At 60.0% G+C, this 18,688-nt stretch carries 14 protein-coding genes; 5 read left to right on the top strand and 9 right to left on the bottom strand.

Annotated elements, in window-relative coordinates:
- Window positions 1-9 precede the first annotated feature (9 nt).
- The 7 genes from HWX32_RS06470 to HWX32_RS06440 all read right to left on the bottom strand — a co-directional run bounded on the left by HWX32_RS06470 (window position 10) and on the right by HWX32_RS06440 (window position 12,352).
- Window positions 10-1,770, bottom strand: a complete 1,761-nt coding sequence (locus HWX32_RS06470; RefSeq protein WP_175935231.1) for a UvrD-helicase domain-containing protein — start codon at window positions 1,768-1,770, stop codon at window positions 10-12.
- Window positions 1,760-6,514: a DEAD/DEAH box helicase gene (locus HWX32_RS06465; protein WP_175935230.1), complete on the bottom strand. Its 4,755-nt coding sequence runs from the start codon at window positions 6,512-6,514 to the stop codon at window positions 1,760-1,762. Before HWX32_RS06465 ends, HWX32_RS06470 begins: the two co-directional genes overlap by 11 nt.
- Before the next feature lie 192 nt (window positions 6,515-6,706).
- Entirely contained in the window at window positions 6,707-7,696 is a 990-nt protein-coding gene (locus tag HWX32_RS06460; protein ID WP_175935229.1) for a hypothetical protein, read from the bottom strand.
- Window positions 7,697-7,706: 10 nt separating this feature from the next.
- Entirely contained in the window at window positions 7,707-8,693 is a 987-nt protein-coding gene (locus tag HWX32_RS06455; RefSeq protein ID WP_175935228.1) for a hypothetical protein, read from the bottom strand.
- A gap of 80 nt (window positions 8,694-8,773) precedes the next feature.
- Window positions 8,774-10,174: an amino acid permease gene (locus tag HWX32_RS06450; protein WP_175935227.1), complete on the bottom strand. Its 1,401-nt coding sequence runs from the start codon at window positions 10,172-10,174 to the stop codon at window positions 8,774-8,776.
- Between the two features lie 581 nt (window positions 10,175-10,755).
- Complete coding sequence (locus tag HWX32_RS06445; protein WP_175935226.1) at window positions 10,756-11,718, bottom strand: hypothetical protein; 963 nt, start codon at window positions 11,716-11,718, stop codon at window positions 10,756-10,758.
- 121 nt (window positions 11,719-11,839) lie between these two features.
- Window positions 11,840-12,352 (bottom strand): hypothetical protein, encoded by a 513-nt coding sequence (locus HWX32_RS06440; RefSeq protein WP_175935225.1) that lies wholly within the window; start codon window positions 12,350-12,352, stop codon window positions 11,840-11,842.
- A 175-nt stretch (window positions 12,353-12,527) separates the two neighbouring features.
- On the opposite strand from HWX32_RS06440, the gene HWX32_RS06435 reads away from it, so the two are divergent.
- The gene (locus HWX32_RS06435; protein WP_175935224.1) at window positions 12,528-13,169 is read left to right on the top strand and encodes a hypothetical protein; all 642 of its coding nucleotides are present in this window, start codon (window positions 12,528-12,530) and stop codon (window positions 13,167-13,169) included.
- A gap of 39 nt (window positions 13,170-13,208) precedes the next feature.
- Here HWX32_RS06435 and HWX32_RS06430 read toward each other — a convergent pair whose 3' ends face one another.
- Window positions 13,209-13,847: a hypothetical protein gene (locus tag HWX32_RS06430; protein WP_175935223.1), complete on the bottom strand. Its 639-nt coding sequence runs from the start codon at window positions 13,845-13,847 to the stop codon at window positions 13,209-13,211.
- A 125-nt stretch (window positions 13,848-13,972) separates the two neighbouring features.
- On the opposite strand from HWX32_RS06430, the gene HWX32_RS06425 reads away from it, so the two are divergent.
- From HWX32_RS06425 to HWX32_RS06415, 3 genes are all read left to right on the top strand, one after another.
- Window positions 13,973-16,153, top strand: coding sequence for a DEAD/DEAH box helicase (locus HWX32_RS06425; RefSeq protein ID WP_175935222.1), 2,181 nt, complete (start codon window positions 13,973-13,975; stop codon window positions 16,151-16,153).
- Between the two features lie 177 nt (window positions 16,154-16,330).
- Window positions 16,331-16,825, top strand: a complete 495-nt coding sequence (locus tag HWX32_RS06420; protein ID WP_175935221.1) for a hypothetical protein — start codon at window positions 16,331-16,333, stop codon at window positions 16,823-16,825.
- A 102-nt stretch (window positions 16,826-16,927) separates the two neighbouring features.
- Entirely contained in the window at window positions 16,928-17,740 is an 813-nt protein-coding gene (locus HWX32_RS06415; protein WP_175935220.1) for a trypsin-like serine protease, read from the top strand.
- Here HWX32_RS06415 and HWX32_RS06410 read toward each other — a convergent pair.
- Window positions 17,737-18,354, bottom strand: coding sequence for a hypothetical protein (locus HWX32_RS06410; protein WP_175935219.1), 618 nt, complete (start codon window positions 18,352-18,354; stop codon window positions 17,737-17,739). The genes HWX32_RS06415 and HWX32_RS06410 overlap by 4 nt on opposite strands.
- 62 nt (window positions 18,355-18,416) lie before the next feature.
- Between HWX32_RS06410 and HWX32_RS06405 the strand changes: the two genes are divergently transcribed.
- Window positions 18,417-18,683, top strand: coding sequence for a hypothetical protein (locus HWX32_RS06405; RefSeq protein ID WP_175935218.1), 267 nt, complete (start codon window positions 18,417-18,419; stop codon window positions 18,681-18,683).
- Window positions 18,684-18,688: the final 5 nt, after the last annotated feature.

Genomic DNA, 18,688 nt, shown 5'->3' with positions numbered 1-18,688 from the left:
TGGCGTCCTTTACGAATATCGAATTTCAGAAATGCCATATGGAATAGGAACAAGAATAGGGCGTAAACCCATACGCCCACTGAAAAACTGTGTTTCCAGCTCTGCAATGGGAACGCTGCCCAAAGTTGGGGGAGTAGTGGCACCAGATTCTCGTTGCAGGAGGCGGCCAAAATCCTCGGTTGTTTCGCCGACCGGCTCTCCGTCTACCGTGCAGATGTAGCTAAAGATGGATCTAGTCAGGATCGGTTCAAAAAAGACAAAGGAGTCGCGATCTAAGTGTTTAACGTGGTCTGCTCGTTTAGTTCCAAGCGATTCTGGGACCGTTATGTCTCCGGGAAGAATGGAAATGTGAGTTAACAAACGACGCTTCCCCGAGAATTTATGCTTCACCAAACGACGGCCATGGATTCGGAAATTCAGAAGATCATCGGGTGGAATCACGGAGTACGTCATGTTGTGCGCTCGACTCAGTGCGACAAACAAGACTTCGAGTTCAACTGGTTCGCGCAGCAGAAGCTCCTCAGGCTCCAGGATCGCAACGTCATCGAATTCCAGACCCTTCGCCTGATGGATAGTAGATAACGTCAATCGCCCAGGTTCAGTCGTTGTTTGGCGAAAGTTGATTGCGTCATAGGACCGCTTAACATCTTCCCAGGTCATTTGATGCCGTAAAAGGAGATCAAGGTGAGAAACTGGATCCGGATCGAGGCGAGGAAGGTGGGTTGTCTCAAGCGCAGCTTTAAATTCGTGAGAAGAAAACTCGTTCTCAGATACTGAACAAGCAACTTCACCAATCCAACTCGGATACGACTCATGCCAGTCGGATGGAAAAACTGGAGATAGATTTGTATATCCGGTACGTCTTAGGTAATCAAAACAAGCTGTTACAGCCGCGTTTGTTCGAGCAAGTAACGCAGAGTCGGAAGCTCGCGAAGAAACCGATGATGCGAGACGCTCGAGCGTTACCGTTGGCAATCGTGATTGAAGATTGTCCAACAGCACCGCCTTTCGTGCGGGGTTTTCTTCTTCGCGAACCCCCTTTAAATCATCGAACATTCGCTTCATAAAGATGCTGCGGGCTCGATACTGTCCGTGGAAAACGAAGTAACCCCACGAGAAGACGTCCTTTAGCTGGTGATGGAAGAAATCCCACCGAGGTGTGGATTCGCCATTCGAATCTAGAAATCGGTATATCTCCTGGTCCGGATCAGCGAATACCGTTACACCGCATTCGTCGGGCAAAGCTGTTAGGTAGCGGTTCAGAAACTCAGCCTGAGCAGGGGAAACATCCTGGGCCTCGTCTATAAAAACATGACGCAGGTCGTAGGTGAGGTGTGTGCCTTGCTCATCTGCAATGTCGGACGCGACCCGAAGCCGTTCCTTGAAGTCAGTTCGCTCAATTTCCGAAAGGCTCATCTGTCCGTCGTAACGGCAGATCTCGTAGGCTAATGAATCGATAGTTTGGGACTGGAATTCGATGTCAAGTTTCGCTAGGTCAGTGTTCATTGAGTTAGCCGCGGCTCGTATAGAGGCGCGGGAAAACGACAAAAATAGCACGGCAGCGGGGTAGCGGTGGTCTTGCTCTGAATTCAAGGCCCCGTCCAGGTTGATTACTCGCTGGATCGCGACTGTGGTTTTGCCCGTTCCAGGACCTGCCAGAACTATCTGCTTACTTCGATACGGGGAATCAAGATAGGCGCGCTGAGCCTCATCGAAAACTAATGCTGACCCTCTTTGAGGTCCCTTACGCATTTTCTTTTTAGTTGCCATCAATCGATTCCGCCAGCTTCTCGAATGGCTTGTAGTTGATGCTTAGCGGGAACTCGCGAATGTTATCGAGCACGTTAACAAGGTGCACGTCTTCGGTACCTCCGTTCTTCGGGCCACGCAGTCCTCGTCCGATCATTTGTTGGTATCGGACCTCGCTTTGTGTAGGGCGGGTTATGTAAACAGCGTCGGTCTTAGGAGCGTCAAATCCTTGAGATAGCACGCCGTAGTTCGTCAGCACTCGCAGTTCTTTTGACCGGAAGCGCTCAAGAGCGAGTGCACGCTCTGAGTCCGGAGTGTTCGCGCTGATCGCTGCTGACGGGATCCCGTCCAGCGTAAGCATGGCCGCGATGGTCTCAGCATTCTCTACCGAGGTGGCGAAGACAATTATCGACCAGTCACTTGGCTTACTCTTGATCGAATCGACGATTCGCAGTGTGCGTTCGAGATCTTCGCCGAGTGCTTTCTCCTTTTGCCGAGGAAGCCAAGTGCTTTTTTCGAACTCTTCTCTTTCTTGGTCAGTTAGCTCAATTGCCGAATCGGTTCGAATAATTTCCATTGTTACGTGCGATAGAACCCGATCATTCTGTAACCGGATCATAGGTTGTTCATCACCGAACACCCCTTCGTCGAGAATGTTGTTGTCGAATCGTTTGAGCAATTGCTCGGTACGTTCAGAATCTGACCGGCCGCTGTACGGGGTTGCGGTTAGGCCGAGCAGCAGTTTGTCCCGTTCACGGGCGCTTCGTCCCGTCCAGTTCAAAATTTTCGTATAGGTCGGGGCTAGCGCGGAGTGAGCCTCATCAATTACCACCAGCGGGGTTTCCTTGAGCCAGTCGTACTCCCTCTTCTCAGTAGAACCCCCTGCCTTCTGGTAGGTGGCTACGACGACTTGAACACCATTAGGTTCTTCCTCCGCGTTATAAGTTCCGAAGTGCCGGCTCACGGTCAGAGCTGTATTAGGTCTGCCTACTGCGCTCCAGAGGTACGACCAGGCGTCGATAGCTTGCTCACACAACTCTTCGTTGTTGACCAGCCAAAGAATGGGTCCATTGAAAGGAACCCCATCTCGATCCATCTCTCCATCAGAAATTGATTCGATGATGGTCTGTACGGCAACACGGGTTTTACCAGCTCCAGTTGGAAGAGTAATCAGGCCACGATGTGGCGATTCTCCCCGAAGCATCCGTTTGAGATTCAAAGAAACGGCGTGCTGGTAATCATGAAAAGTACCTGGTTCCGCGGGTCCACTTACGACCTCATTTGGAGTGTTTCGAGTAGCTCCTTTACGCCCGGCCCATTCGTCACTGAAACCAAGCTCCCTGACCCACTTTCGCGTGGTGTAAGACCCCTTCCAGTTCTTAGGTGGAATTCCAACTGACAAGGTTTGTTTACGTCGGCACAACTTTTCGAGTGCGGCTGGGCCAAACATGTCGATGCAGATCTGAGCAAGGGTGCTTCCGCTAGGAGCTATGCCGTCCTTCGATTTGGCGTACTCCAGACCTTGTGACGGGATCTGGGAGACGATCTCGTCGTCGGTAAACATGATGCTCAGACGGTCCGCGTCTGTCTCGGCTGCTCTAACCTCGGATTTGGCCATACTTAGTTGCCTGGATTCAGACTCTTCAACCAGCTGATCAAAACGGTAATCGTCGACGTCTATGTTTAGAGCTTCAAGCACCCCGGCAAGTTTTGTTCGAGTAGATTGCCCAACAACGTACACAACGTTGTCTCGTACAGCACGGGTAACGGATTCCCTTGAACGAGGAAGACCGGGGAGTTCGCTTACCAAATCCAAGCTTTCGCAGGGCTGGAACTCGAGGGAGTGAAGCTGATCGATGACCGAATCATCATCGAGGTCTGCCGCCAAGGAAAGCAGATTCTCGAAAACAAAAAGGAGCGGTTGCCGGTCACCACTGGGGACAAACTGAACATCGACCGGGATTTCGTCGAAAGTTAGGAGCTCCCAATGTGTGTTTAACAGTTCGACATCTTGAAGAGAAGGAACAGGTAGCGTTGGGACTCCGAACTTCTCGAGGTTGCGTTCCTCTAAGGGGTCAGCAGTTACAGCGACCTTGGTAGGTTCAACCGATTTCCACTGATCTGCGACTTTAACGGTCAACCTGCTAGGAACTGACTCGGTGAAAAGGTAGCAGTACCACCCGTAAACCTTTCCCACCAAACCTTCGTCGTCGGCCGCTTTGTGGAAAAGAACGAGACGCTCAAAATCTCGTTCCGATAACTCGGTGAGGTCGCCACGGAACGGGAGAGCCTTCAGAAGGTCGACATGCAGCTCCAGATCGGTCACTACCGGAAGCACATCGTGTAGTTCTTCGTCGACGGACGAACTCAGGAATGCCTCAGAAATGGGAGAGTATCCGATGGTGGTCTTCAGTAAACCATCCTGGACGATTTTCCAGAGAACTGGATGAAATGCCTCGTGAACCAATGCGTTTTTCGAGGATCGGATCTTAGCGGTGGAATCGTAGGAACGTTCCAGCACATACTTAGTAAGACGCGCCCTGTTGGCCGGTGAAAATTGGGCTAGGTCATCCAATGGGCCCATTAGAACAAGTGGATCCAATTTGGCCTCGTCCCAATTACGTTTGTTGAGCTGAAGCGCAATTCCAAATTCTTCTAAATGGGCCTTGTGATAATCGCGAACCCATCTTTCCGAGACATGGTTCATTGACAGAAAAGGGGTTTCCGTAATGCCGAGGAATTTCAAGAAGTCGTAGTCTAATGCGTGAAACTCTGGGTCAATAAGGAGCGACGAGTCCTCCTGATTCGGCTTCAGAAGCTTGCCCGGAAGATATTGGCCGTTCGGATACACCCAACTGCCGCCGAGAGTTTTCACCTTGATGAATTTCGAAACCTCGCCCACGAGATTGGTCGAGAGCTCCCTTATCAACTCATCGTGGCTGGTTGATCGAAAGATACTCCAAGCGTTGTCCCACCAGTCATCGGATTGAAGCTCAGACGCGATCCTAAGCTGGGTGATGATATCCCCAATTTTACCTGTGTCTTCGGATTCTGCGACGCCCAATTCGATGAGTGTGCGCTTTGCCTTCTCATCCGACGCCACCTCAGGGTGCACAAAATTTTCGCCACGGTCCCCCTCGTTTGATCGTAAGACTGCTTGGCCTCTCCTGGGGCGGGCAAGAGCTCCGGACTCAAGGAGGACTATTCGGCTTGAACGGGCTACGTCAGCGATTTCCTCGATCAAACGGATTTCAGCCTCGTCCTGAAGCGTGTTGACGGCGTGCAGAGCAGTGATTGATCTATCGGGTGTGGCGGTACCTCCGTCGCCTACTGAAAAGGACTCGAGCCATTCGTGGAGGCCGTGCAACTCATCTCGGGTCTTTCCGCCCATCAACCTGAGGGTTTTTGAACGCCGTTCCTGCGTGGAGGTGCAGTCCGGGTGAACCCAGTCCTCAGTAGAAAGAGCTTTCTCAACCCATTCCTGAGCGACATAATTTGGAATGATCTGAGGGGTCATTCGGAGAGTGTTCGGGGAACGCATTTCGCCGGTAGCGTTCGGAAGACTGCGTACACTGCGAAGCTTTCTAAAAATGGGTTCGTTGATTACACCATCCGCCCAACTGCGCAATTCTCGTCCACGGGCCGGCAGGATGTCGATGTAACGGCCCGGATCTTTAGCGCCGAGGAATTGTCTAGCTTCCGAAACTAGCTCTGGAACCACATTCGCCAATATCTCTTCGTTAAACGCGCCCTCAATTAGATCGATACGGTCATCGGACAGCTTCCACGGGGCGTTGAGCTTTCCGGAGAGTGAAACCTCCGACTTAATTGGAAAGTACGCCGAGAGTTGGCCGACCTTAACTTTTCCTTCGAGGGGGACCGCCCAACTGACGTCGACTGTCTCCCGTCTGGCGGTGCGACCTGCATTTTCAAGGGCTGACTCACTTGGAACATGCTTTCTTGAGACTACATACCAATGGCTTGTTTGACCTTCAGAGTCACGGAGTTCGACCTGGCGCCTGCCTTCGCCACTACGCATGACGGTGTACGTCTTGTAGGTGTCGCTAATTTCAGACTTGATGCTCAGTTCGCGTACTGCCGGTACGAATAAGCAGAACGATTCGTCGAATTCCTGGATCTCCTTGTCAAGGTCGCGAGCTGCACCTTGAAAAAGCGGAACTTTTACTACCGTTGCGGCCCATTTGGCAAGGCTTCTGAGAATCGGGTCATCTTCAAACTCTTGAACTGGCTCAATGGGCCATGCGATGCGTAGCGCTGGGACATCGTCGAACGTGAGAGTCGAATCGATTCGCTCGTTCACCGTCTGATGGGTCGAACTGCGATCGAAGGTGAAAGAGACGGATTGGCTGTAAATCTGCGGGTTTGCCGAAATTCCGGCGATGGATTTGAAGCCGAGGCCAAATCTTCCGATTTCTTCCCCCGTTTTCTCAGACAGGTGCGCATATAGAATGCCGCGGAGTCCCTCGCCGGTGAAGGGCTTACCTTGATTCGCTACATAAAGGCAATTGTGGGTTAAATGAACTGCCAATCGCCCCGGCGCTTCGCGCAGAGCGTCGGCGCCATTCTGAAGAAGTTCTTGCACCTGCTTGCGTCCATAGCCGCCCTCAGCGATGGAGTACTCTTTCCGGAGGTCTTCCAAGATTCGGTTCGGATCCTGTTCGTAAACCGAAAGACAAGTTTCACGGTAGTTATCAACCGCTTCCACCAGATCAGGGTCAGGACTTAGCCAATCAGCAAGACTCACGATGCTCTCCATTTCGTTTTGTTGCTAATAAAGTAACATTCACAGCCGTCGAAGAACCGTTGCTTCTGCGGTCTCAGCGAGTATCTTATTTCCCGAAGCGATCCGTGCTCGGTTGAATCGAATAAGCTTGCTATTTGATTAAAGTGCGAGCGGACCGATCGGGGGCGGAGCTCGTCGATAAGCAAATGCCCCTTAACCCAAGTACGGCGTTGCGACGATGGCTACCGAGCCTGAACCCTTGCCCGGCTTGCCACTCATGCTCTCTGCGGAGCAGACTGGCATCTTGTTGGCGCCGATGTCGTCCATGCCGGGGGAGAGGTAACCGCGGCCACACGACCAGCCGTGCGGGCCGTCCCAGAAACCGCCGGAGCCCTGCGGGGCGGATCCGGATCTGTCGGGAGACATGTACTCTTCGGCGACATTGAACGCGATGGGGCAGTTGGTCCCGTGTTCCATGGCCATGACGTAGGAGTAGATGCCGGGTTCGGTCTCGATGATGCCGCAGATGGAACCCTCAGGAGCGCTGTCCGAAGTGGAGATTTCGTACTCGCTCGGGTCGGTTTCGATGGCGCCGGCGGCGGAGTTGTAGGGCTGGTAGATCCCGTCGACGATCCAGAACCAGTGGGCGCCGCGGTCGATTAACACGGCATCCTTATCCACGCGCTCGATGGTGAATCCGCCGATGGTCACCTTCTCGCCGACGGCGAGCTCGGCGACGTCGTCTTGCGTCCAGGCGCCGGCGAAGCGGTCGCTGACGGGGTAGAAGCCGTAGACGGATTGGTACTGGATAGCGGAGGCGTTGCCGTCTTCGGTGGCAACATGGTCGGACTGGTGGGGGCCTACTGGCTCGGCGAAATCGACAGCGCACTGGAACGTCTCCACGTCGCCGCTGACGTCGATGGCGCAGCCGCGCAACCCCGCGTCCCACGCGGCGACGATGTAGCCGCCGTGGGCTTTGAAACGCTCGGGGTCGACTTCCGTCGCTTCGTCGAGGTCGACGGCGTCGTCGGAGTCGTCTTCCTCGTGAGCCGTGTCCGTGCCCTCCTCGCCCGCTGTGGTCTGCGAAGCGGCGGGAGATTCTTCGGGCGTGAACTGCGTCGAGCTGTCTTCGCCGGAACAACCCGCGAGGGCCAGGGCGCTGGCCGAAAGTACGGCGGCGAGGAGGTGGGAAGTGCGCTTCATGCGGGCCAGCTTATAGCTCTGTGGTGTTCACGATGGCCACGCTGCCTTTTCCTTCGGCGGAGCACACCGGGCGCTTGTTTGCCCCTGCGTCTTCCATGCCGGGAGCGAGGTAGCCGCGGCCGCAGGTCCAGCCGTCCGGGGCTGTGGTCCAGAAACCGCCGGAGCCCTCCTTTGGCGTGTCCGGGTCGAAGTACTCCTCAGCGATCTTGGCGGCGGCGGGGCAGGCGGTGCCGCTTTCGAGCGCGATGACGCCCGCGGTCTCGTCGAAGAAATCGGTCACGGTGCCACACAGAGCGTCTTCGCCAGCGTCGGTGCTCTTCTCGATGTCCGGTTTCCTATCCAGGATGGTGTCCGCGGGGGAGGCGACCGTGACTTCGCCGGCCGAGATGGTGGCGGTGTTTGCGCCGCGCTGGATACGCACCGTGTCCTCGTCGAGGCGGGTGAAGGTGAAGCCGGAAGCGGTCACCTGCTCGCCGGGCGCAAGTTCCGACGGCGGCGTCATCTCGTTCGCCTCGTTCTGGTGGAACGAGTAGAAACCGTGCACCGGCTCGTAATTCATCACGTTCGGCTTCACGTTCAAGTTGTACGGCGAATCGGGGACCTCGCCCGCATAATCGACGGCGCAGAGCAGGTCGGGTCGGTCCCAGTGCTCGCTATCTGTCACCTTGCAACCCAGCGATCCCGTGCCGGAGAGCCCCACCACGTGGTGGGTGTCCATGCCGTCGGGGGAGAAGCGGGCCGGATCCACCTCGGTGAACTCGCCTTCCTTGCCGGCCTCGGTGGTTGTCTCCGCTTCAGTGGTCTTATCGACCTCCGATTCGGTGGTGGGGGACTCTCCTTCCTCAGACTCGGTCTGCGCGATGGAGGTGAACACCGGCTTGTCGGGCTCGGCGAGGTCGCTGGCCAGCGAACAGGAGGTGGCGAGGCTGAGCGCGGCGAGCGCGGCAGCGGTGGCGCGGAGGATTTTGCGTCGGGATTTTGTCACGGTGTACGGCACGCTGTACATGGTAAAGCCCCCAGCCGCGCAGGTGGGATGAACTGGCGGTGGGGGACTTTAGCGTCGATAAGCAATTGCTCCTACTGTGCGGGCACTTCCTCATACTCGGTGGCCGCAATGACCTGCGGGCGGCCGGTGGCGTAGTAGAGCACCGTCATGATCACCGTGAAGGCGATGCCGATGCCGAGCGCCAGGCGGAAGTCCGGCAGCCACGCCATGATGCCGAAGGTGCACAGGATAAATGCGATGGCGAAGTACTGCCCGTACGGCCAGAACGGCACCGCGAACTCCAGCTGCGCCTCCTCGGCCGGGGTCATCTGCTTGCGCATGGCGACCTGGGCGAAGAGGATCATCAGCCACACGAACACGGTGGCGAAGGTGGCAAGTGCGGCGATGGTTTCAAACACGTTCGGGAACGCGGCGTTGAGGAACACGCCGAGCACCAGCACCACGAGGAGGGAAGCCACCGTCATCACCGGAACGTCGCGGACCGTGCGGGCCATCTTCTTCGGCGCCAAGCCCTCCTTCGCCAAACCGGTGAGTACGCGGCCGGTACCGAACAGGTCGGCGTTAATCGCGGACAGCGCGGCGGTGATCACCACGAAGTTCAGCAGACCGGCAGCCCAGTTCACGCCCAGGGTGGAGAAGATCTGCACGAACGGGGACTCCTCGCCCGTGATGGTGCGCCACGGGTTGAGCATGAGGATGATGGAGATCGCCAGCACGTAGAACAGCAGGATGCGCAGCGGCACAGTGTTCACGGCCTTCGGGATGGAACGCTTCGGATCCTCCGCCTCAGCACCAGCCACACCGATGATCTCGGTGCCGCCGAAGGCGAAGAGCACCAGGATGAAGGACGCGATCATGCCCTGGATGCCGTTGGGGAAGAAGCCGCCGTCGTTCCACAGGTTCGAGATACCGGTCATCTCGGGCTGCTGACCGAGGTTGAAGACGAGGATCGCGGCGCCGCCGAGGATCATCGCCATCACTGCGGTGACCTTAATGATGGTGAACGCGAACTCCAGCTCACCGAACCAACGCACCGTAGCCAGGTTGGCGGCGCCGATGATCAGCAGGGTTACGGCGATCCAGACCCAGGCGGCTGTGTCCGGGAACCAGAACTTCATGTAGATGCCGATGGCGGTGAGGTCTGCCAAGCACACGATCATCATCTCGAACGCGAACATCCAGCCGGTGATGTAGCCGCCGAGGCCACCCAGGTACTTGCGGCAGTACACGGCGAACGAGCCGCGGATGGGGTTACGCACACTCATCTCGCCGAGCGCACGGAGCATGAAGTACACCACTGCGCCGCCGAGGAGGTAAACGAGAAGGACGGAGGGGCCAGCTGCCTGGATCGCGCCGGCGGAGCCGTAGAACAAGCCCGTGCCGATAGCGGAACCGAGCGCGATGAAGTGAATGTGGCGGTGCGTGAGACCACGCGGTTTGGTAATCGGTTTACGTTCGGCTGGAGCCGTCATAGTTGCCATGACCTTTTGAACTTTCATGTGGGTTGCAGGGCGCACCTGCAATCTGACTGATATTCCGCGTCCCAATGCTGTTTATTGCATGCAGTGGCAAAATATGCATGGAATCTTAAACGGCAGTGGATATGTTGCAAACTTTGAAGTGATGCTTCGACGCTTTCGAAGTGGTGCCCGTCTGGGCGGCTTCTTCCCGGTTCACCATCCTGTGTTTGTGGGCTCCGCATTCGAAGGGCGTGCCACGGGGACGGTTTTGGATGGTGTCCGGGAGCACGGCGCGAACGACATAAGCCCTTGTGGTTGCCGTTTTGGTGGCTCTGGCTAAACAGGAACCCCCTGCGCTTGGAGCAGCAGAGGCTGTTAGCGCAGGGGGCTGGAGTCGGCCGGCACCGCGCTACAGATGATGATGCAGACGGGCCGGCTGGGTAGTGGAGGTACCCGGCAACGCGGAACGCACGGCCGAGGCGACCGGGTTCTGAGACGCGTTGCTGTAAGTCATGGTTGGGAATATACACGCATGAACGAATCGCGCCAGTTTTGGGGATGAATTAGATTCATCCGTGCCCCCGATGGGGGGGTTAGATGCGGGCGGCGTCTGCCGGATCGAGCAGCGCCACTGAACCGGATCCTTCGAACGCCTTCGTGCCGTTCATCTGCGTATCGCCGCAGGAGACCTTCCGGTTCGCGGGCTCGTCGGTATCGCCCGGAAGCAGGTAGCGTCCGAAGCATCCCCAGCCGTTCTGCGGGTCTGTCCACGCAGTGACGGTGCCCTGTATCTCACCGTTTTCGGCAGCGACGAAGTATGCCTTCAGTGTGCTCATGGCTTGGTCGCACGTGGTGCCGTCTTCAAGCGCATACACGCCCATCTCTTCGCCGAAGCGGGTGTAGGTGCCGCATTGCTCACCCTTGTTCACGGTGCCGGATGCTGTTTTCGCCGCGGGCTTCTCCTCTGGCGCTGGCGTCCCGGAGTACACACCGTTGTGCACTTCGAAGGAGTCGCCCTTGTATTCCACGCGGAAGCCGCCGTCGTGCAGGTGTGTCATCGTGGCGCCGTCGATAGTCACGCGCTGGCCCCGCTCTAGCGGCGTCGGCGGGGTCATGTATCCCTGCGAACCGGGCGAGAACTCGGGGCGGAAGCGGCCGGTCGGCTCGTCGTAGGAAGCAATGTTGGGTGGGTAGCCGAACTTCGAGCCGTCCGGGTCTTCTGCAGGGGGAACCGGGTCTGCAAACGCGATCTGGCAATTGAATGGGTAATCCGTGCCCGGTTTCGCCATGCAGCCGAGTACCCCGGAGGAACCGCCGACGACGTAAGCGCCGCCTTCGTCGAAGATGGCGGGGTCCACATCCTTGTACGTCTCTGGCGCGGCCTCTTCTGGCTCGGTTTCCTCTTCCGCCTCGGCCTCTGTGGACTTCTCTGCCTCGGTCTGCGTGCTTGAGGATTCGACGGGCTTCGGTTCTGCGAGCTCATCCTCGGTTGTGCAGGCGGCGAGGGGGAGGGCGATTGCCACGAGGGCGGCGGTGATGGATCGTGAAATGCGCATACATTTTATTGTAGGGCGCGGGTGTGTGGGGTTTCGTTGAGCTCTTGTTTGAGGCGGGAGTAGCTGGGCGGGAAATAGGAGCTCAACGCTTGCGGCCCACGTTCGAGTGAGTGAGCCGCACCTAGTCGTGCTTGTACACCCCGTTGTGCACCTCGAAGGCGTCGCCGGCGTACTCGACGCGGAAGCCGCCGTCGTGAAGATGCGTCAGTGTGGCCTCGCCGAAGCTCACGCGCTCGCCCTTCTCCAATGGCGTCGGCGGGGTGGCGTATCCCTGTGAGCCTGGGGAGTGGTTCGTGACGAAGCGCCCCTCGGACGTGCTGAAAATCGCGATGTTTGCTTCTACTTCGCCGGGTACGCCGCCGTCGTCTTCGACTGGGGGAAGCGGCTTGTGGAAGTCGATCTGGCAGGTAATCGGGTAGCTCGGGTCGGAAAGCGTCGTGCAGCCCAGCACTCCGGACGCGCCACCGACAACGTAGCCCGTGCCCTCCTTGAAACGGTCAGCGTCGACGTCCGTGTACGTCACGGGAATCGGCTCGGGTAGTGCTTCCTCCTCGGGCGTGGGGGAGTCGCAGCCAGTGAGAACGATAGTGGCGCACAGTGCGATGGCGCCGCGCGCGGTGTTGCGGAAGTTCATGGGTGTAAGGGTAGGCGCGCGGCCGTGGTGTGGCGCGTCGCACTGGGGAGAGATCCCCATTCGGGAGCGGTGAGCTTATCGACGGTCTAAAGTTTCAAATGTCATTGTTTTTAGGTCTCTTGATTCTCAGACCTCTTGCCGTGGTGGCGCGTCTTCGTGCCGGGAGGGAAACGCTATGAAGCTGCTCAAACGAATCGCTGCCGCGGTGCTCACCGCAGGCCTCGCCGCCAGTGCTGGCGCGGGTGTGGCACAGGCAGACATTCGCCCGGTAGTGAACCAGGGTGACCGGGTGTACACGCTCACCTCGTTCTCGCGCGGAGCCTGCACTGTGGGTTACGTGGATAAACACAGGAACCGGGCGATCTTCTCCGGGCACTGCACGTTCTACCCGGGGCAAAAGGTGACTGATGCGCACGGCCGTTACATCGGCAACGTGGCGTCGCTAGCAGTGGCGCCCGGTCCGAAGATACAAAACGACTACGCCTACATCCAGCTCACCGTCGGCCGCGCGGGTGAAAACACGTTCTCGGGCGACGCGATGGTTGCCCCGCATGCTGTGCGACCTGGCGAGAAGGTCTGCACGGTAGGTGCAACCACCCAGCGGGTAATGTGCGCGCCGCTGCACTCAGTGCGCGGCCACAAGATTGTGGTGAACGGTTTGACCGCGACGCGTAAGGGAGACTCTGGCGGCCCGATGTGGATCCCGGGTCGCGGCCTGGTCGCCGTGAACTCCGGGCAGGTGGGGGATAAAGAGCTCGGCTCCTACCCGGCCTATTACTTCGGCCCGGAGACGCTCCTTCCGTTCAAGCTGCTCTAGTTGCAGCACTACTGGGCATGCTGTGCGCCCAAGGCTGAATTACTGCGCGGGATCGAACGTGTCGGAGGCGTACTGCCCGTCGGGGGAGACAGTGAACCAGTGGTTTTCAAACTCGACGCGCAGTGTGCCGTCCGGGTGATGCTCGAAGAGCGCACCGGGGGCCTCCAGCTTCTCACCCGGGGCGAGGTCGTCGCCTTTGTCTGGCATGGTGCCTACGAGCGCGCGTCCCCAGTAGAAGCCCCGGTCTTGGCTGTACTGGATGGTATGTAGCCCGCCGATGTCAAGGCGCTGCGTGGACGGTGGCAGAGTGCCGGTGAGTTCCAACCCGCACTCGAGCTTGCCTGCCATGGAGGAATACGAGCACCAGTTGCCCTCGGAGAAGCGCACGTTGTAGGTGCCCAGGCCCGCCTCAAAGCGCGATGCGTTCTGGGGTACGAGGCCGCCGTCGGCAGGCGCGGGTGCGGCCGTGGCGGAGGTCTGCTCGTCGACAAGCATCGCGGCGGTTTCTGCTTCTTCTTCCACCTCGGACACCGGCGCGGTGCCGTGGGCGGAGACGCTGGTTGATGCGGTCGCGGAGGGCTCGGCGAGCTCCGTATCGGCGGCGGAGCACGCGGTGCCAAACAGTGCTGTGGTGCTCAGCGCGGCTGCAATTGCGAGCTTGCGCGGGGTGAAAGTCATGCGCAGCATGCTACGCCCGGTGGTGATGCCGGTTGGCTGGTGTGGAGGAGTGCTCCCCGGAGGCGTCGATAGGCAAATGCTCAAAATAGCAGAATACGGGTGTGCTGGCGTAGGGTTGAGCGGCAATGAGCAATTCCGAAAACGCCACCGGCGGCGAGATTGAGCCGGATGTGAACCAGTCGGAAAATCAGGAAACCCCGCAGGATGTCGCGGCCGAGATCGTTGAGTCGGTCGTGGAGGACACCAGGGATGCGGGCGATGCTGAGACCGGCGCCACGGAGAAGAGCACAAAGCTTGACGACGATACCGTGGCCAACGAAGTAATCAAGATCGACGACCTGGAGGAGGCCGAAGCTCCCGCCGAGGCTGAGGCTGAGGCTGAGGCTGAGGCGCCGACCGGGGACGCCGAACCTGCGGAGCCCGAGAACGGCTTCGAAACCCTCGGTCTGCCCGACGAGGTAGTTGTCGCGGTGAAGAAAGTCGGCTTCGAGCAGCCGTCGCCGATTCAGGCGCAGACCATCCCGCTTCTGATGGAAGGCCGCGACGTGGTCGGCCTCGCGCAGACGGGTACGGGCAAGACCGCGGCGTTCGCGCTGCCGGTGCTGTCCAACATCGATCCGAAGAAGCGCTACCCGCAGGCGCTGGTGCTCGCACCGACGCGTGAGCTCGCTCTGCAGGTTTCCGACTCCTTCCAGTCGTTTGCCGACCACCTCGGCGGCATCCATGTGCTGCCGATCTACGGCGGCCAGGCATACGGCATTCAGCTCTCCGGGCTGCGCCGCGGCGCCCAGGTGATCGTGGGCACCCCGGGCCGTGTGATCGACCACCTGGAAAAGGGCTCGCTGGACATCTCCAACCTCGAGTTCCTCGTGCTCGACGAGGCGGACGAGATGCTCAACATGGGCTTCCAGGAAGACGTGGAGCGCATCCTGGAGGACACACCGGATTCCAAGCAGGTCGCGCTGTTCTCGGCAACCATGCCGAACGCGATCCGCCGCATCTCCCGCGACTACTTGAACGACCCCGAAGAGGTCACCGTTAAGTCGGAGACCCGCACGAACACCAACATCACGCAGCGTTACCTGTTCACTGCGCACCGCAACAAGCTCGACGCCATCACCCGCATCCTTGAGGTGACCGAGTTCGAAGCGATGATCGTCTTCGTGCGCACGAAGAACGAGACGGAGGAAATCGCCGAGAAGCTGCGTGCCCGCGGGTTCTCCGCCGCAGCGATCAACGGCGACATTCCGCAGCAGCAGCGCGAGCGCACCGTCGATCAGCTTCGCGACGGCCGCCTGGACATCCTCGTGGCCACCGACGTCGCCGCCCGCGGCCTGGACGTGGAGCGCATCAGCCACGTGCTGAACTACGACATCCCGAACGACACGGAGTCCTACGTGCACCGCATCGGCCGCACCGGACGTGCCGGCCGGAGCGGCGAGGCGATCCTGTTCGTCACCCCGCGCGAGCGCCGCATGCTGCGCTCGATTGAGCGCGTGACCAACGCGACGATCGAGGAGATGGACCTGCCGACCGTCGACGAAGTCAACGAGTCGCGCAAGACCAAGTTCATGGACTCCATCACCGAGTCCCTGGAGGAAGCGGACCTGCAGGTGTTCAAGCAGATGGTCCGCGAGTACTCCGCGAACAACAACGTGCCGATGGACGACATCGCGGCAGCACTTGCGACGCAGGCCCTGGCCGGCGACGAGTTCCTGATGAAGGAGCCGCCGAAGGACAAGCGCGACCGCCGCGACCGCGACCGCTGGGACCGCGAAGACCGCCGCGACCGTGACCGCGGTGGGCGTGGCCGTGATCGTGATGATCGTGGCGGGCGCGGTGGGCGTGGTGGGCGCGGCCACGAGGACAGCGCCAACTTCGACACCTACCGCTTGGACGTGGGCAAGCGCCAGCACGTGCGCCCGGGTGCCATCGTGGGTGCGCTGGCCAACGAGGGTGGCCTGAACTCGAAGGACTTCGGCCGCATCACCATCGGCGGCGATTTCACCCTTGTGGAGCTGCCGAAGAACCTGGACCAGTCGGTGCTCGACCGCCTGGAGGACACCCGCATCTCCGGCCAGCTGATCAACATCCAGCGCGACCACGGTGCGCCGCCGCGCGACCGCGGTGGACGTGGACGCGGGGGCCGCGGAGGCTACGACCGCCGCGACCGTGACCGTGACCGCGACTTTGACCGTGACCGGGGCGGCCGCGGAGGACGCGGTGGCCGGGGCGGGTACGGCCGCGACCGTGACGATCGCGGGGGCCGGGGCGGCCGGGGCGGACGTCGCTACGACCGCGACTAACGCTCGAGAGGGGCGTTGAGGCCGTTGCGTTGGGGGATGCGTTGAGCCCTGCCGCGTTGAGCCCGCCGTGCACACCACGTGCGTGGCGGGCTTTTTGGTGCCCGGTTTCGGACCCACGCCATGGATCGATGCGGTAGCTTGAGAATGTCTAGTTTTCTTGCAGAAAGGCGCGCGCCCGTGTCCTCTCACTCATCCCGTACCGCAGTAGCTCTCGCAGTGTCTTTGGCCGTCGGCAGCACTCTAATTGCCTCGCCGGCACACGCGCAGACGAGACCGGTTGATGCTGACGTGACCGTCAAAATCGGGGGAGTTCCCGTCAGTGTCGGTTCGGCCGTCAACGCGTTCCAGAGCCTGTCTTCCCGGATCGATGATCGCCGAGCGGAGCGCGAGCAGTCGAAGCCGGGCGAGTCGGGGCCAAACCAACCCAAGCCCGAGCGCCCGAAGCCCGAGCACCCAAAGCCCGACTCACCGCAGCCGGGCACTCCTGACGACCCAGAAACGCCCGACCTCTCCAGCCGGCTCAGCTCGGAGATGACAGACATCGCCGAGGATTCGCGGTTGTCTAGCAAGTACTCGCCCGGCGAGATCGTCGGCATCGTTATCGGGGTGCTTGCTGCACTCGGTGTGGTGGCCGCGCCGTTCCTGCTTGGCGTTATCCATATCGACTTCTAGCCGAAAAACACCGAGATTCAACCAACGCCGCTGTGCTTCTGCCCGGCGGGTAGTGTGATGCGCGCACCACCGCAACCACGTCCCCGGAAAAGAGCCCGCCGCATGCGCATCACTACACCGGCCCGTTTCACCCGCATCGGCGCCGCCCTGGCCCTCGTGCTCAGCATCACCGCAGCCCCGGCACAGGCGCAAACTCCGATGGTGGGCCAGGGCGCATCCGTGATAGTGCACGGCAGCGGGATTTGTACGGTGGGTTTCAACGAGCCAGCGCGGCGCCGAAGCTTCGTCGCCGCGCATTGCGGCGCGGAAGGGTCCCGCGTGGAGCTGTATAACCCGCGTACGGGTGCGCGAAGCGGCCCTGTGGGCACGCTCTACCGTTCGAAGCGTTACGACTCGCACTTGGGCAACGATTGGGCCGCCATCCAGTGGGACCCGTCGGTGCGCATCGGGGCAAACCACATCACCGGCAACGCGTGGGTGCATCCCAACGACATCCGCATCGGCGAGCGCGTCTGCTATTTCGGCCAGACTTCGCACCCGGGTGGCGGCGAGACCTGCGGCCGCTTCGCGGGCTCCGCCGACAACACGTTTTTTATCGACGCGCCACTGACCAGGCCAGGTGATTCCGGCGGGCCCATGTGGGTGCCGGGCCGCGGGTTCGTGGGCGTGACGTCGGCGAAGTGGCGCTCCCTGCCAATTCCGGGTGTGAAGTCAAGGGACTTTGTGGTGGGCATGGTGCCTCGCGATGGCGCCGCAGTCCCCGAAATCCGCCTGGTCGGCCTGTGGGCCCAGAACACGTTCCTGCCTGGTCTCACGGGACCGGTTGCGGAGGTCATCCGCCAGGCTGTGGACGCGATCCTTCGCGTGCTTAGCGGCATCGGGTTGGCCGGGCCGACGGTGGTGAACTACGGCTAGCCGGTGGTGGTCACCACGTTTTCCGGGCTGACGGTGAAGGTGCGACCCATGCGCTCGCCGTGCAGGGTGCCGCCCGAGTCGTAGGTGAAGGTGTAGGGGCCGAAGACGACGCTCTCGCCCGGGTTGAGTGTCTCCGGGTTGGTGTCGTCGGCAAGCCCGCCTGCGGTGTTGTCTGCGACGAACTCATCCGGCACCCACCCGATGGTTTGTGGTTCTTCGCCGTCGCCGCCGATGGAGCACTCGAGGAAGTCCATCGCGTCCAGCCAGCCGCAGGTGTTGCCGTTGCCGAATTCGAAGAAGTAGGCCGGGACCGCCTCGTCATCGATCAGGAAGTCCTGCGAGTTGCGCATCCCACCATCGGCGTTCGCGGTTTCGGTTTCTGAGGTGGTGGTGTCCTCCGATGCCGCTGCCTCCGTGGTGGTCGCTTTCCCGCCGGTGGCGGTGGTCGAGGCGGCAGAGTCGTCCACGGCGGCTTCCGTCGTTGCGGCACTGAGCGCGGGCTCGTCTAGCTCGGTGTCGGCGCTTTCTTGGGAGCACCCGGCGAGGGCGAGCGAGCTGGCCAGAACCGTGGCGCAGGCGACGCGGGCGGGGGAGAGGGATCGAGAGTGAGACATGTACTCAGCGTAGACGCAGTGGCCTACATTGGGGATGGTCGCTATTCGGAACGGAGGTAGACATGCGGAAAGCGAAATCCTCGGTGGCGTCGGCATGCGCAAGTGTGGTGCTGCTTGGCGCAGCGCCCGCGGCGGGAATCGAGCAGAGCGGGCAGCTTATCGACGGCTCCGCTTCCCACGCCTCCAATCATCCCGACCCGCACACCGGTGAGCCCGCCGAGACGGTCGGGAGCTCAGAGCTGACGTGGTGGCAGATCCTGCTCATCGTCCTCGCGGTTGTTGTAGTCGCTCCGCCGCTGCTTATTCACGTGTTCTACGCAATGCTCTAAGTTGT

Origin of the sequence: Corynebacterium sp. Marseille-P4321 (genome assembly GCF_903645305.1) — a bacterium.
Classification (GTDB): Bacteria; Actinomycetota; Actinomycetes; order Mycobacteriales; family Mycobacteriaceae; genus Corynebacterium.
The sequence above is the reverse complement of the archived record's forward strand: the minus strand, read 5'-3'. Positions and strand labels throughout refer to the sequence as shown.

Bases quoted from the DNA above. Each gene is read 5' to 3' on its own strand.
- HWX32_RS06410 (WP_175935219.1), bottom strand. From the start codon at position 18,354: ATGTCTCACTCTCGATCCCTCTCCCCCGCCCGCGTCGCCTGCGCCACG.
- HWX32_RS06445 (WP_175935226.1), bottom strand. From the start codon at position 11,718: ATGCGCATTTCACGATCCATCACCGCCGCCCTCGTGGCAATCGCCCTC.
- HWX32_RS06405 (WP_175935218.1), top strand. From the start codon at position 18,417: ATGCGGAAAGCGAAATCCTCGGTGGCGTCGGCATGCGCAAGTGTGGTG.
- HWX32_RS06450 (WP_175935227.1), bottom strand. From the start codon at position 10,174: ATGACGGCTCCAGCCGAACGTAAACCGATTACCAAACCGCGTGGTCTC.
- HWX32_RS06435 (WP_175935224.1), top strand. From the start codon at position 12,528: ATGAAGCTGCTCAAACGAATCGCTGCCGCGGTGCTCACCGCAGGCCTC.
- HWX32_RS06430 (WP_175935223.1), bottom strand. From the start codon at position 13,847: ATGACTTTCACCCCGCGCAAGCTCGCAATTGCAGCCGCGCTGAGCACC.
- HWX32_RS06425 (WP_175935222.1), top strand. From the start codon at position 13,973: ATGAGCAATTCCGAAAACGCCACCGGCGGCGAGATTGAGCCGGATGTG.
- HWX32_RS06415 (WP_175935220.1), top strand. From the start codon at position 16,928: ATGCGCATCACTACACCGGCCCGTTTCACCCGCATCGGCGCCGCCCTG.
- HWX32_RS06440 (WP_175935225.1), bottom strand. From the start codon at position 12,352: ATGAACTTCCGCAACACCGCGCGCGGCGCCATCGCACTGTGCGCCACT.
- HWX32_RS06460 (WP_175935229.1), bottom strand. From the start codon at position 7,696: ATGAAGCGCACTTCCCACCTCCTCGCCGCCGTACTTTCGGCCAGCGCC.
- HWX32_RS06470 (WP_175935231.1), bottom strand. From the start codon at position 1,770: ATGGCAACTAAAAAGAAAATGCGTAAGGGACCTCAAAGAGGGTCAGCA.